Below are 14865 nucleotides of genomic sequence, written 5' to 3'. Positions count from 1 at the left end.
CGCTGCGCGGCCCAACGGGAGCAAGCTCCCTCGCCACAAGTTCGATGGTCAGTTTCTAAAATGTGTACTCGGCGCCGGCGCCTGCATACCACGAGCGTCCCGGCGCTGCTTCGTAATAGCGGCCGTTGCCGTCTCCGACGATGACCGACCCTACGTACTGGCGATCCAGCAAGTTATCCAGGCGCAGGGTCTGGTGGAACGTCCAGTGCTCCACCTTCTGCTCAAAGCGTGCACGCCAGTTGAACACGCTGTAGCCCGGTGCCGCGTGTTGCTGGTTGGTGTCTTCGACGTAGACCTTGCTGCGGTACATGCCTTCCACGGCGGTGCTGACCCAGTCCCGGGGTTTCCAGTTGAGCTCTGCGAACAGTGTGGTTTGCGGCACACCGGGGAGGTAGTTGCCTTTGTCCACCGGTTTGCCGCCACCAATGAAGTCGCTGTCGTAGGTGGCTTGCAGGCGGGTGTAGGCGATGTTGGTGCTCCACTGCTCGCTGAGTTGGCTTTCGATGCCCAGCTCGAAGCCGCGGCGCAGGGTGCGGCCGGCGTTCTGGTAGCTGGTGCGGCCGCCGATCGATTGGTCCACCACCAGCTCGTCCTCGGTGGTGATCTGGAAGACAGCGGCGTTGACCCGGGTGTCGTTCAACTGTGCCTTCAAGCCCACTTCATACTGCGTGCTTTCCGACGGCTTCAGGCCGAAGTTGAACCCTTCGATGTTGCCCGGCGCGTACGCCAGTTCCGCCTGGGTTGGCGTCTCGAACCCCTTGCCGGCACTGACGTAGCCGTGCAGGTCGGGCGTGAAGGCGTACATCACGCTCACGGACGGTGTGTTCTTCTGATAGGTCTTGTTGCCGCTGGAGTCGCCGTTGCTCAGGAACTGGTCGTCGACATCCAGTTCCATGGTGCTGTGGCGTACCCCGGCTTGCAGGGTCCAGCGATTGATGGCCCAGTTGGCCTGGATGTAGGGGTCGAGGCTGCGGGCGGTGTCGATTTCATCCCGGCGCAACTGGCCTTTTACGCCAAGGGTGTTGCCGCTGTAGTTCTGGTAGCCGTGGCGGCTGTCTTCGCTCTGGTCGAAATCCAGGCCGGTGATGATCATCAGCTCGCCCGGCACGCTGTCGACCGGTTGCATCCAGCGCACGGAGCCGCCGTAGAACTTGCGGTCGAACTGCACCACGCCGCCGCCGCGTTCGTTGGCGGGCGTTCCCTTGGGAATCGACAGGTACTGAATCACGCTCCGTCGCCCGGTATAGGCATTCACCTGCAGTGTGGCGTCACCGAAATACCGCTCGTAATTCATCCCCAGTTGCTGGTGGTCGATGCTTTTGCGGGTGTTGTACAGCTCGGCGGCGCTGCTGACCGAGCGCGGGTCGGCCTTGTACGCATCCCACGCCTGCCCCAGCGGATCCTGCGTGCCGTTCTGTTCCAGGCTGCTGTAGATCAGCGCCAGTTTGCTGTCTTCATCGGGCTCGAAATTGAGCTTGGCAAAGGTCTGGTCGCGGCGGGCGCTGCTGTGGTCGCGATAACCGTCGGTGTCCATGCGCGAGGCGTCCAGCACGAAGCCTGCGCCGTCTGCCGCGCCTTCGGCGGTGAGGTGGTTCTTGCTCAGGCCGTCACTGCCCACCAGCGTCTCGGCACCGATGCGCGGCGGGCCTTCGCCGTTGCGGGAGAACATCTGGATCACGCCGCCGGCATTGCTGCCATACAGTGTGGCGGCCGGGCCGCGCAGGACTTCGATGCGCTCGGCGGTGTCGAGGTTGAACGTGGCCGCCTGGCCCTGACCGTCCGGGGTGCTGGCGGGTATGCCGTCGGCGATCAGCTTGATACCGCGCACACCAAATGCCGAGCGGGCACCGAAGCCACGGGAGGAAATCTGCAAGTCCTGGGCGTAGTTCTGGCGATTTTGAACCACCAGGCCGGGCACGCGGGACAGTGCCTCTGAAGCATTGATGCCCAGTTGGCCATCGCTGATTTGCTCGCGGCTGATGCTGTCCACCGAATACGGCAGGTCAAACGACGGGCTGGCACTGCGCGAACCGGTGACCACGCTGGGGTCGAGGACCAGCGGAGCCTCGTCGGCCTGGGCGCCGTTACACAGGCCCAGAAGGCCGGGAAGCAACAGGGCGAAGCGTTTGGGGGCAACAACTTTCATGAGTAAACCAGCATCCATGACGCACAAAAGTGCGCGAGTTTAACGATTCAGCCAGCTTTTACCATTTCGGAATCCTCCTACATGGCGCGGCGGTGCACGGGGTCTGGGGCACGAACAGGGCCGATGTTAGCGTTGCTGACCATTCAGAGGGCTGGCCATGACGCTAAAAATGACTGCTGCGCTAAGCATTGGAATCCTTGTGTTGAGCGGCTGTGGAACGGCCAATACGGTATTGCGCGAGGATGCGGCAGCGGCACGTGAACTCAGAAAGCAAAAAACCTATTGTCAGTCGATTCCTCGTGTCTACAGTGGCGTCGCCTTCGATTTCTGCCTGCTGCATGCCGTGCCGGACCCTACTGGAATACTGGTGCCGTTCGTTCTATTGGATATAACGGTCTCGGGCATTGTTGATACAGTGGTCCTGCCCTACACGGTTTATCGCCAAGGTACCGATGGCAACATCAGTATTTATTGGCGCCCGGGTTCATAAACGGATCCAGTAGGGGTGTATGGGCCAGGGATGAATGCCCACACTTATGCCAAATGGAGTTGTCCGTGAGTCTTGCAACCAGATTTCTTCTCGCCGCTGTACTGGTATCCACCACCGGTTGCGGCACCATCAACACGGTGTTTCGCCCGGACGCCGTTGCCAGCCAGAACCTCAAGGAATCGCGCAGTTATTGTGAAAACGTGCCGCGCATCTACAGTGGGGTGATCTACGGTTTCTGCACCTTGAACGGCGCCCCCGACACCACCAAAGAGCACACGCGCGATGCCTCCGGCTCCCTGCCGATCTTCGCCGCCGAGCTCGTGGCCTCCGGCTTGCTCGACACCCTTGTGCTGCCCTACACGGTCTACCGCCAGAACAGGGACGGCAGCATCGAGATTTTCCGCTAGGCCTGCAGTGACAACCGGTCGCCACAATCCCTAGATCATCCCGCGCCGTGTTTACGCTATAATCCCGCCCTTTAGCTGTTTCTCGCCCAGGCGGGGAGCACACTTTTTTCAGGCGTGACGCGCCTGCATGCAGACTAAAAGAGGCTAGACCCCTGTGGCATTGACGATTCTTGGCCTGTCCGGCGCCCTTAGCCATGATCCTTCCGCAGCCTTGTACATCGACGGCAAGCTGATCGCGGCCGCCGAAGAAGAGCGCTTCGTACGCGACAAACATGCAAAGAACCGCATGCCCTACGAATCGGCGAAGTTCTGCCTGGAACAAGCCGGTATCAAGCCTTCCGACGTTGATGTGGTGGCGATTCCGTTCGCCCCCATCAGCCTGTTCGGCGAGGCCCGCTGGCACTACGCCAAGCGTTACTGGTACGCCCCGGACCGCGCCCTCGACGCGATCCTGATGGGCAACCGTCGCTACAAGCGCTATCGCAACAAGATCGTCTGGTGCCTGGAGCAACTGGGCTTCGATCCGAAGAAAATCAAGATCGAACCGGTTGAACACCATCTGGCTCACGCCTCCAGTGCCTACCACTGCTCGGGCTTCCAGGAGAAGACCGCGATCCTCGGGATCGACGGCAAGGGCGAGTACGCCACCACCTTCTTCGGCTACGGCGAAAACGGCAAGATCCACAAGATCAAGGAATTCTACGATCCGGACTCCCTCGGCGGCCTGTATGGCGCGATCACCGAGTTCCTCGGTTTCGAGATGCTCGACGGTGAGTTCAAGGTCATGGGCATGGCGCCGTATGGCGATGCCAGCAAGTACGATTTCTCGCGCCTGGCCTCCTTTGAAAACGGCGAGCTGGTGATCAACACCGACTACGCCAACGTCATCGGCCTGCGTCGCTACAAAGAGAAGGGCAAGGGTTTCTACTTCTCGCCAAAACTGATCGAGTGGCTGGGTCCGAAGCGCGAAGGCGATATCGCCGACGAGCCGTACATCCACTACGCGGCCAGCATGCAGGCGCTGTTCGAGAAGCTGGCGTTGCAGATGATCGACCATTACCTGGGCGACATCCTCAAAGACACCGGCAAGCTGGCGTTTGCCGGCGGCTGTGCGCTGAACGTCAAGCTGAACCAGAAGATCATTGCCCGCGACGACGTCAAGGAGCTGTTCGTGCAGCCGGCGTCCGGCGATGCCGGTACTGCGGTGGGTGCAGCCGCCTACGTGTCTCACGCCCGTGGCGTACCGGTTGAGAAGATGGAACACGTCTATCTCGGCCCGTCCTACAGCAACGAAGACGTGATCGCGGCGTGCGCCAAGCACGAGAGCAAGCCGGCCTGGCGCAAGATTGAAAACATGCCCAAGCGCATCGCCAGGATCATGGTCGACGGCAACCCGGTGGCCTGGTTCCAGGGCCGCATGGAGTTTGGCCCGCGTGCCCTGGGCGGTCGTTCGATCATCGGTTGCCCAAGCGCCACCGGCGTGGCTGACCGGATCAACCACCAGATCAAGTTCCGCGAGCGCTGGAGGCCTTTCTGCCCGTCGATGCTCGACACCGTTGCGCCACAGATGATCAAGGTCGATCACCCGGCGCCGTTCATGACCTTCACTTTTGAAGTGTCGGAAGAGTGGAAAACCCGCGTGCCGGAAGTGGTCCATGAAGATGGTACCTCCCGTGCCCAGGTGCTCAAGCGCGAATACAACCCGCGCTACTACGACATGATGAAAGAACTGGAAGTACTGACCGGCAATGGTGTGTCGCTGAACACCTCGCTCAACCGTCGTGGCGAAGCGATGATCTGCTCGCCGACCGACGCGCTGAACATGTTCTTCGGTTCCGACCTGCAGTACCTGATCATGGAAGACATCCTCGTGGTCAAGGACGGCGTGGACCCTTATGACGCCGTGGTCTAAATGCTGAACCGCTTCCAGGGCTGGCGTGAACGTGGCTGGACGCCTGTCGAGGCCGAGGTTTACGCCCAGGCCTGGCAGCGTTTTGGCGGCAGCGTGGCGACTCATCCGCAGATCGTCGAGCGGCTGGCGCACCTGGCGCAGATTCCGGTGCGCTACCTGGGCTGGGAGCAGGACGGTGAGCTGAAGGGCGCAATTGCTACCTGGGGGCGCGACCTGGCCCTGTCCAAGGACGTGCTCAAGCGCAAAGGCAAAAAAGGCCTGTTTGATCTGGGTAACGCCGAGATCATCCTGCCGCTTGCCGCCGATGCGCAGGTGCCGTTGCGCCATCGCGCGCGCTATCTCTCTGCACTGAATGAGGGGCGCGTAAGCACCCTCAAGCCCCAGGCCGAGCAGTTGGCCATGGCGCGCACACCGGAAGAGCTGTCGAAGAAGTTTCGCTACAACCAGCGCCGCGAACTGCGTTTGCTGGAAGAGGCGGGCGGCGTGGTAAGGGCGGTCGGCGAGTTTTCCAGCAGCGAACTGGCGGCGATTTATTGCGACCTGTTCCAGCGGCGTTGGGGTTTCCCTGCGGCGGGAGCCGAGCGCTTGGCCGAGGTGCTGGAGTTGCTCAAGGAATTCCTGTTCGGCTCGGTGCTGTTTCTCAATGATGCTGCGATTGCCGTGCAACTGGTGTATCAGGTGCAGGCGCCGCAGTGGGTCAGCGCCGAATACGTCAACGGCGGTGTCGACCCTGAAACCAAGGCGTTCAGCCCCGGCAGCGTGCTGAGTTTCCTCAATACCCAAAGTGCCTGGGAGCAAGCGCGAGCGAGCGACAAGCCGCTGCGTTTCTCCTTCGGGCGTTCCGACCGTGAATACAAGGAGCGCTGGTGCAACCCGGTGCCGGTGTTCAGCGTATGAGTCGCAAACAGCAATTGCTCAAGCAGCACCGGCGCAACAAGCGTATTGCGCTGGTGGTGGGCCTGTTGCTGTTGGTGGCTGTCGGTGTGCTGGTGGCCTGGTGGTTGCCGCTGGTGCTGGCCGTGGTGCTGTGGGCCGCGCATGAGGCCTGGTTTGCCGATCATCTGTTCTACTCGCCTAAAGACGACTATGAGTACGCGTTTCCTGAAGGGAGCGAGTGCACGGGCCTGCGTCTTGAAGCCGGGCGCCTGCTGTTGGACACGCCTCTGGTGGGCGATGAAACCCTGATCGTCGGGATTGAACTCAAAAGCTCTTGGCTCGGGCGTTTTCTCGACCCGGCGGTGGACGTGTCGGGCCTGGATGCACCCGACCGGCAAGTCTTCGAGCGTGGTCTTTCAGGCCGGCGTTACCTCAACCTGACGGGCATGGGCGAAGCGCTGGCCAGCGGTAAGCTGCGCTTGCGCGGGCGCTTCTGCCGCATCAAGGGGCAGCCTACGCTCTGGTTGTTCCGCCAGCCGGACTACCGTCGCCAACGGGTGATGGTCATCGCGCCCCATGCCGACGATGCCGAGCTGGCCGCCTTCAGCCTCTACAGCCAAGCCGATGAGAGCTGGATCGTCACCCTGACGGCGGGCGAAATCGAAGCCGATCACTATCAACAAATGGGCATGCCCAAGGCCGATGCCGCACGGCTTAAAGGCCGCCTGCGTGCCTGGGACAGCGTCACCGTGCCGCGTTGGGCGGGCGTTCCCGAAGCGCAGTGCGTGCAGTTGGGGTACTTCTGCATGCAGCTTGCAGCGATGCAGGCCGCACCGGATCAGCCCCAGGCTTCCCGGGAAGCTCAGTTGGGCGATACGCGGCTGTTTCGCCAGTTCAATGCCCTGGCCTTGCCCGGGGATGTGGACGGCGCCCCGACCTGGAATAACCTGATTGCCGACCTGCGGGCATTGCTGCTCAAGGCGCGCCCGCAGGTGATCGTGTTGCCGACGCCGTTGCTGGATCCGCACCCGGATCACATCTGCGCCCACGCTGCGATTCTCGAAGCCTTGCAAGGCCTGGAGTGGCAACCGGGCACGTTGCTCGGCTACGCCAACCACCTGCATGATAACGATCGTTGGCCCATGGGTGATTCGGGCGCTGGCGTGGCCTTGCCGCCGCGTTTTGATGCCTCTCGTGAACTGGTGCCTTGCAGTTTGCCGCTGACGCTCAGCCAGCAGCAGGACAAGGCCATGGCCCTGGGCATGATGCACGACTTGCAGCCGCGGGCGCCGTTCAAGCGCCGCGTGCGCAGGTGGTTGCAGCAATTATTGGCGGGCCGTAGTCCATCGCCTTACGGAGAGAATGAGTTCTTCCGCAAGGCGGTGCGCCGTCATGAGTTGCTCTGGGTGTTGAAGCAGGATTGAGACCTTATTGAAGGCAGGCTTGCAGCGCCTGCCGCCCCTTTTCGCCGGGCTGCGCGCCCGCAGCCAGATTGCAGCATGGAGAGTTATGAAACCTCGTTTCAAGGTTTTGCAGTTACAGCCGGACTACAACGTCAAGACCCACGACTTCGCCGACCTCGGCGAGCAGATCGTCAAGGCCTTGCCGGCTGAACGTTTCGAGGTCACATCCGGGTTCCTCAGCGGCCGCCCGCTGCCCGGCCAGCCCCTGAGCGTGGCTGAGCACTCCCATTATTTCGAGTTGCCGGAAAAGTCCCTCAAGGGCATTCGTTTCGGCGCGATGTGGCAGATCTACAAATATTGCCGCGAGCAGAAATTCGACGTGGTCATCTGTAACCGCTTCAAGTCGGTGAACATGATGCTGTCGCTCAACCGCTGGTTGAAGATCCCCCTGTGCATCGGCATCTCCCACGGTTTTGGCGAGTACGCCCGGGGCTACCGCCGGCGCCAGACGCAGAAGTGGGTCAGCCCGGCGTGGCGATTCGTCGGGGTGTCGGCAGCGGTCAGGGATTACCTGGTGGACCTCAACTGCGGGTTCACCCGCGAAAACACCACCTTTGTCACCAATGCCATCGACATCCCCCAGGCCGAAGCCTTGCAGTTGCCACGGGATGAAGCGCGCAAGGCCCTTGGCCTGCCGCTGGATGCGCGGATGATTGGCGCCCTGGGCCGCCTGGTGCCGATCAAGGGCCACACCCATTTGTTGCAAGCGTTCGCCACCCTCAAGGACAAATACCCTGAGGCCCAGGTGGGGATCATCGGCTCCGGCCGCGCCGAAGCAGACCTGCGCGCCGATATCGAGCGCCTGGGCCTGACCGGCCGTGCGCACCTGCTGGGCTTTCGCGAAGATGGCATGAAGTATGTGCGCGGTTTCGACATCTGGACCATGCCGTCGTTGTTCGAAGGCCTGGGCCTGGCGCTGCTGGAAGGCATGAGCGGCCATCTGCCGGTCATCGCCTCCAATGGCCCGGCGATGCTGCCGTTGGTGCAAGGTGCCGGCGGCCTCTCCCATGATCCGGGCAATGTCGAGCAGTTGGCGGCAGCACTGGACACTTACCTGGCGCTGAGCGACGAAGAACTGCGCGCCAAGGGTGAGCAAGTGTTCCGCTACCTGGAAGAAAACCACACCCTGGACGAGTTCCGGCACAAGTATTTGAACCTGATCGAAACCGGTCTGCGTGAAGTAGGTAAAGCATGAGTCTGCAGCAACCCCTGGTCACTGTGATCATCGCCTCCTACAACCACGGGCCGTACATCGAGCAGAGCATTCTCAGTGTGCTCGGCCAGACCTACCCCAACATCGAGTTGCTGGTGGTAGACGATGGCTCCAGGGATGACAGCGTGGAGCGCATCCAGCGCTTGCAGGCCGAACACGGGTTTGATTTCCAGGTGCAGCAGAACCAGGGCCTGACCAATACCCTGAACGGTGCCATCGCTCGCGCCAAAGGCAGCCTGATCGCGCCATTCGGCTCCGATGACATCATGCTGCCCGAGCGCATCGCCACCCAGGTTGCCTACATGGAAGGCAAGCCGAAGGTGGGTATTTGCGCCGGCAATATCGAGTTGATTGATGGGGACGGCAAGCCATACCCGGAGAAGAAGCAGCGCCGCGACTTGCCGTTTCGCAGCCTGGATTTCGATGACCTGTTCCTCGATCGCAAGCCCTTTCCGCCGGCACCGACGCTGATGATCCGTCGGCAGGCGCTGGAAGAGGTCGGAGGGTTCGATCCGCTGATTCCGCTGGAAGACTTGCTGATCGAATTGAAGATCACCCACGCCGGGTACACCATCGACGTGTTGAGCGTGGTGATGGCGCGCTATCGCCAGCACGCGACCAACACCTACAAGAATCACCGCTACATGATCCAGAACATCCTCAAGACCTACGGGTTGTTCAGCGATCATCCCGCCTACGATCAGGTTCGCTACAACTTCCTGAACTCGATGTTCCTCAAGACCGCCGACCGTGACCGCCCACTGGCGCGGGAGATCCTCAAGCAGATTCCGTTGAAGTTCTGGGGTCGCAAGACCTTGCGTGGGTTGGTGCGGCTGTACCTGGCGCCGCAGCGCAGCTCATAGGGCTTCGGCCGGGCCATTGCGTTCACCGCAATGGCCCGGGGCCTGCAACCCCGGCGCTTCAAACCATCACTTGGCCGGGTTCGCTACCTGCGCAACCGGACGATTGAGCCTGGACACCTGGTCACGGATCTTCGCCGTGGCGCTTGGCGATGCAGCCGAAGCGTAGCCAGCGGCGAGTTGTTCAAAGTGGGTTTCGAACAACCAGTTGCGGTCCTGGGGATAACGCTGCATGTGCCGCAGGTTGCGCTGGCGCAGGGCGTTACGCAGCGGCGATGGGTAGATGCGCATGTCTGCCACGTCAATCAGGCCGAACTCGCCATCATCCATCAAAAGTACGTTGCCCAGGTGCAGGGAGCGGAAGTACACGCCGCGCTCGTGGAGCTGGGCCATGAACCGGCCGAAACGTTCGATCAGCGATTCCCGCAGGCTGCTGTCCAGGCTTTGCAGGGCCTGGCGCAGGGTCAGGCCGGGCAGCGGCTGATAACGTACGGCGCTGCTCGCATCCTTTAACTGATAGAGATTGAGGATGACCGGTGATGGAATCCCCAATGCACGCAGTTGCTCGCTGTTGCTGGCAAAGCGCTCTGAATAGGGATTGAAGCTGCCTGAGGTGTACCAGCGACGAGGGCGGAACAGCTTGAGGAAGCTGCCATCCTCCAGGCGCAGGACCTTGGGCCCCAGGCCATCGGCTTCGATCACGTGGGCGTTGGCGCACAGCTGTTCGAAGTCTTGCGATTTCAGGCGTTGAACCGGCATGCGCAGCAGGCTGCGGCGACGCTGGGCGATGCTCAGGCCGGCGATCAGTGCCAGCGGGATCCACAGCAGGAACCAGTGCTCTTTTGGTCGCGAGAGAATGCCGCCGCCTTCGGTCAGGCCGGCACCGATGCCATAGGCCAGCAGGGAGGAGGCCAGGATGAACAATGGCTGCGCACGTTCCTTGAGGCTTTTGTACAGGCCCCAGCCGAGCATGAATATCCACGGGATGAAGCCGATGATGCCGACGTAATAGAGCACGCCGAGGGCAAAGCTGTGGGGTTCGCGCAGTTGATTGCCGTCGGCGAGTGTCAGGTACAACTCTGAGTCGTAGCTGTGGCCGATCCAGGGGTGTTCGGCAATACGCTCAAGCGACATGCTCCAGAGTTCGAAGCGGGACGAGCTGCCACGATTGGTGATCAGTTCGGGATAGAGCAGCAGCAGCGCCGCGGCCCCCAGCGCCATACAGGCGATCAGCAGGGCCGAGCGCCGATTGCGAGTGATGAAACTCATCCAGAGCACGGCAAGGAGCAGGGCAACCAGCGGCGTTCTCGAGCCGGTGGCCATCACTGCAGCGCCCATGATTGCCAGTGCCGGAACGCTGAACCAGAGTACGTGCGCACGCTTGGTGGTCATGCATACGTACAGCCAGTAAATGCAGAAGAATCCGAATACGTGAGAGCTCAGCAGCGGATTATCAAGAGCGCCACGCCCGCCGATCATTCGCGAGCCATCCGAGAGGTGGGGAGCAAAAGCCACCAGACTGCAGGCGCTCGATATCAGCGCAATCAGCGCGGCACAGAAGAAGATCGGCTTGAACAGTTCGCTGCGGTAATGCAGCAACAGTCCTAAGCCGACAAACAACGTGAAGGTATTCGGTGGCCGCTTGAACAGGTCGGAGTCTGTCGTGGCCTCAGGGCTCCAGAGCAGGCTGGTGAGCGCCCAGCCCGAGAAAACCAGGAAGGCAATCGCCAGGGGCTCGCGCAATACCTGCTTGAATTCCGTCGGGCGCAGGCACAGCAGCAACAGTGTCGGCGCTGCGAACAGCAGGTAGTAGAACCTGTGCAGCACGTTTCGATTGGTGACGAAGAACAGCGAACTCAGGAGCAACAACAAGCCGATGGGCAGAATCCACAAACAGAGGAAGTCGAAAACGCGATTTGAGCCATAGGTAAGGCGCTTGGAGTGCATACAGAAAAGCCGTTCCAGAATAAAGAAAGCCGACCATACTAAAGTAGTGGCTATATAATGTCGTCCGTTGGATCCAACGGGGCTGCGGTTGTGCCGCGTGCAAGTACAACAGAGAAGCTGTGCTAAAGTCAGCCTCCTTTTTCAAAACCGCCGCGTGATATGACCGACTCCAGTCCGAGCGCAAGCCCTTCGAGCTTGAAAATATACTTCCGCCTGCTCAGCTACGTTAAGCCCTATGCCGGCTTGTTCGCGTTGAGTATCGTCGGCTTTCTGATTTTCGCTTCGACCCAGCCGATGCTGGGCTACATCCTCAAGTACTTTGTCGATGGCCTGTCCAACCCTGAAGCGGTGTTGTTCCCCACGGTGCCTTTCCTGCGTGACCTGCAACTGCTGCAGGCCGTGCCGTTGCTGATCATCCTGATCGCCGCGTGGCAGGGCCTCGGTTCGTTCCTGGGCAACTACCTGCTGGCCAAGGTTTCCCTGGGCCTGGTCCACGACCTGCGGGTGCAGTTGTTCAACAACCTGCTGACCCTGCCGAACCGCTATTTCGACAATCACAACTCCGGGCACCTGATCTCCCGCATCACCTTCAACGTGACCATGGTCACCGGTGCTGCGACCGATGCCATCAAGGTGGTGATTCGCGAAGGCATGACGGTGATCTTCCTGTTCGCCTCGCTGCTGTTCATGAACTGGCGGCTGACCCTGGTGATGATCGCCATCCTGCCGTTGATTGCCGTGATGGTCAGCACCGCAAGCAAGAAATTCCGCAAGCAGAGCAAGAAGATCCAGGTTGCGATGGGCGATGTGACCCACGTTGCCTCGGAAACCATCCAAGGCTACCGCGTGGTGCGCAGCTTCGGCGGTGAGGTGTATGAGCAGAAGCGCTTCCTCAAGGCGAGCCTGAGCAACACCAACAAGCAACTGCGCATGACCCGCACCGGCGCGATCTATACGCCGGCGCTGCAACTGGTGATCTACAGCGCCATGGCAGTGTTGATGTTCCTGGTCCTGTACCTTCGCGGTGATGCGTCGGCGGGTGACATGGTGGCCTACATCACGTTGGCCGGCCTGTTGCCCAAGCCAATCCGCCAGCTGTCCGAAGTCAGCTCGACCATCCAGAAAGGCGTGGCCGGTGCCGAAAGTATTTTCGAGCAGTTGGACGAAGACGTGGAAATCGATCGCGGCACCATCGAGCGCGACAAGGTCAGCGGCCGCCTGGAAGTGCGCAACCTGAACTTCACCTACCCGGGCACCGAGCGCCATGTGCTCAAGGACATCACCTTTACCGCAGAGCCCGGGCAGATGGTTGCCCTGGTGGGGCGTTCGGGTAGCGGCAAGTCGACACTGGCCAGCCTGATCCCGCGTTTCTACCACCATGAGAGCGGTGAGATCCTGCTCGACGGCGTGGAAATCGAAGACTATCGCCTGCTCAACCTGCGTCGGCACATCGCCCAGGTGACCCAGCACGTGACCCTGTTCAGCGACACCGTGACCAACAACATCGCCTACGGTGACCTGGCTGGCGCACCGCGGGCCGATGTCGAGGCGGCAGCGGCCGATGCCTATGCCAAGGACTTCATCGACCAGTTGCCCAAGGGCTTCGACACCCAGGTCGGCGAAAACGGCGTGCTGCTGTCCGGCGGCCAGCGCCAGCGCCTGGCAATCGCCCGGGCCTTGCTCAAGAACGCGCCATTGCTGATCCTCGACGAGGCCACCTCGGCGCTGGACACCGAATCGGAGCGCCATATCCAGGCCGCCCTGGACAAGGTCATGCAAGGCCGCACGACCCTGGTGATCGCTCACCGCCTGTCGACCATCGAGAAAGCCGACCTGATCCTGGTGATGGACGATGGACGGATAGTCGAGCGCGGTACCCACGGCGAATTGCTGGCGCAAAACGGTTACTACGCCCGGCTGCATGCCATGGGCCTGGACGCGCCGATCCCGGCCGACATCACCTGATCTGCAGGAGCCGGCTTGTCGGCGATGGCCACCGCGGTTGCACTGAAAAACCGCGGTGGCCGCATCGCCGGCAAGCCGGCTCCTACATTGCACAAGCCTTTGACAACCCTGTGGTAATATCGCGCCCCTGTTCATTTTGTATGTGGGTTGCTCCATGAAGTTGTCCATGCCGCGATTCGATCAAGCCCCTGTCTTGGTGGTCGGCGATGTCATGCTCGACCGTTACTGGCATGGCGGTACCTCACGGATTTCCCCTGAGGCACCGGTACCGGTAGTCAAGGTCGAGCAAATCGAAGACCGTCCAGGTGGCGCTGCCAACGTTGCCCTCAATATTGCCGCCCTCGGCGCCCCGGCATCCCTCGTGGGTGTGACCGGCGACGACGAGGCTGCCGACAGCCTGGCCAACAGCCTGAAGGGTGCGGGTGTGCGTGCGCTGTTCCAGCGTATTCCCCACCAGCCGACCATCGTCAAGCTGCGGGTCATGAGTCGGCACCAGCAATTGCTGCGTATCGATTTTGAAGAACCCTTCGCCACCGACGCCCTGGTGCTCAGCGCCCAGGTCGACGAGATGCTCGAAGGCATCAAGGTGCTGGTGCTGTCCGACTACGGGAAAGGCGCCTTGAAAAACCATCAGGTACTGATCCAGGCCGCCAAGGCCCGGGGCATTCCGGTGCTGGCAGATCCCAAGGGCAAGGACTTCTCGATTTATCGGGGCGCCAGCCTGATCACGCCGAACCTCAGCGAATTTGAAACCATCGTCGGCGGTTGTGTCGATGAGCACGAGCTGGTGACCAAGGGCGCCCAACTCATGGCCGACCTCGACCTGGGTGCCTTGCTGGTGACCCGTGGCGAACACGGCATGACCTTGCTGCGTCCTGATCACCCGGCCATGCACCTGCCGGCGCGGGCCCGTGAAGTGTTCGACGTGACCGGTGCCGGTGATACCGTGATTTCCACCCTGGCCGCGGCAATTGCGGCGGGCGAGGAACTTCCCCATGCGGTGGCCCTGGCCAACCTGGCAGCAGGTATCGTGGTCGGCAAGCTCGGTACGGCGGCCATCAGTGCACCTGAGCTGCGCCGCGCCATCCAGCGATCCGAAGGCTCGGAGCGCGGCGTGTTGAGCCTTGAGCAACTGTTGCTGGCGATTGACGATGCCCGTGCCCATAACGAGAGCATTGTCTTCACCAACGGTTGCTTCGACATCCTCCACGCCGGTCACGTGACCTACCTGGAGCAGGCGCGGGCCCAGGGCGATCGCTTGATCGTGGCAGTCAACGATGATGCGTCGGTCAGCCGCCTCAAGGGGCCAGGCCGGCCGATCAACAGTGTCGACCGTCGCATGGCGGTGCTGGCAGGTTTGGGTGCGGTGGACTGGGTGATCAGCTTTGCCGAGGCGACCCCGGAAAACCTGCTGGCCCAGGTCAAGCCGGACGTGCTGGTCAAGGGCGGTGATTATTCCGTCGACCAGGTGGTGGGTGCCGATATCGTCAGTGCCTACGGTGGCAAGGTCAAAGTGCTGGGGTTGGTGGAAAACAGCTCGACCACGGCGATTGTCGAGAAGATCCGCAATAACTGATGGTGGGAGC

The 14865-nt window shown here is 61.4% G+C and carries 11 protein-coding genes; 9 read left to right on the top strand and 2 right to left on the bottom strand.

The window, feature by feature from the left end:
* Positions 1-55: 55 nt before the first annotated feature.
* Complete coding sequence (locus HX839_RS02895; RefSeq protein ID WP_177020755.1) at positions 56-2146, bottom strand: TonB-dependent receptor; 2091 nt, start codon at positions 2144-2146, stop codon at positions 56-58.
* A gap of 157 nt (positions 2147-2303) precedes the next feature.
* Between HX839_RS02895 and HX839_RS02890 the strand changes: the two genes are divergently transcribed.
* From HX839_RS02890 to HX839_RS02860, 7 genes are all read left to right on the top strand, one after another.
* On the top strand, positions 2304-2636 hold the full coding sequence (locus HX839_RS02890; RefSeq protein ID WP_003209457.1) for a YceK/YidQ family lipoprotein: 333 nt from the start codon (positions 2304-2306) through the stop codon (positions 2634-2636).
* A 53-nt stretch (positions 2637-2689) separates the two neighbouring features.
* Complete coding sequence (locus HX839_RS02885) at positions 2690-3043, top strand: YceK/YidQ family lipoprotein (RefSeq protein WP_003209459.1); 354 nt, start codon at positions 2690-2692, stop codon at positions 3041-3043.
* A 154-nt stretch (positions 3044-3197) separates the two neighbouring features.
* A complete protein-coding gene (locus tag HX839_RS02880) occupies positions 3198-4955 on the top strand; it encodes a carbamoyltransferase (protein WP_177020756.1) in 1758 nt (585 codons plus the stop codon).
* The gene (locus HX839_RS02875; RefSeq protein WP_003209464.1) at positions 4956-5852 is read left to right on the top strand and encodes a GNAT family N-acetyltransferase; all 897 of its coding nucleotides are present in this window, start codon (positions 4956-4958) and stop codon (positions 5850-5852) included. It begins immediately after the preceding gene.
* The gene (locus HX839_RS02870; protein ID WP_177066699.1) at positions 5849-7255 is read left to right on the top strand and encodes a PIG-L deacetylase family protein; all 1407 of its coding nucleotides are present in this window, start codon (positions 5849-5851) and stop codon (positions 7253-7255) included. The genes HX839_RS02875 and HX839_RS02870 overlap by 4 nt, the downstream gene beginning before the upstream one ends.
* Before the next feature lie 85 nt (positions 7256-7340).
* On the top strand, positions 7341-8489 hold the full coding sequence (locus tag HX839_RS02865; RefSeq protein WP_008439138.1) for a glycosyltransferase family 4 protein: 1149 nt from the start codon (positions 7341-7343) through the stop codon (positions 8487-8489).
* Positions 8486-9370 carry a glycosyltransferase gene (locus tag HX839_RS02860; RefSeq protein WP_003209477.1) on the top strand — a complete coding sequence of 295 codons (885 nt, stop codon included), beginning with the start codon at positions 8486-8488 and terminating at the stop codon, positions 9368-9370. Before HX839_RS02865 ends, HX839_RS02860 begins: the two co-directional genes overlap by 4 nt.
* A gap of 66 nt (positions 9371-9436) precedes the next feature.
* On the opposite strand, the gene HX839_RS02855 is transcribed toward HX839_RS02860, so the two are convergent.
* The gene (locus tag HX839_RS02855) at positions 9437-11314 is read right to left on the bottom strand and encodes an O-antigen ligase family protein (protein ID WP_177020759.1); all 1878 of its coding nucleotides are present in this window, start codon (positions 11312-11314) and stop codon (positions 9437-9439) included.
* Between the two features lie 159 nt (positions 11315-11473).
* On the opposite strand from HX839_RS02855, the gene msbA reads away from it, so the two are divergent.
* A complete protein-coding gene (msbA, locus tag HX839_RS02850; RefSeq protein WP_003209481.1) occupies positions 11474-13279 on the top strand; it encodes a lipid A export permease/ATP-binding protein MsbA in 1806 nt (601 codons plus the stop codon).
* Between the two features lie 154 nt (positions 13280-13433).
* Positions 13434-14855 (top strand): bifunctional D-glycero-beta-D-manno-heptose-7-phosphate kinase/D-glycero-beta-D-manno-heptose 1-phosphate adenylyltransferase HldE, encoded by a 1422-nt coding sequence (hldE, locus tag HX839_RS02845; RefSeq protein ID WP_003209486.1) that lies wholly within the window; start codon positions 13434-13436, stop codon positions 14853-14855.
* The last annotated feature ends 10 nt before the right edge of the window (positions 14856-14865 follow it).

This window comes from Pseudomonas sp. I8001, from assembly GCF_013385345.1.
Classification (GTDB): Bacteria; Pseudomonadota; Gammaproteobacteria; order Pseudomonadales; family Pseudomonadaceae; genus Aquipseudomonas.
This window is presented reverse-complemented; position numbering and strand designations above follow the sequence as displayed.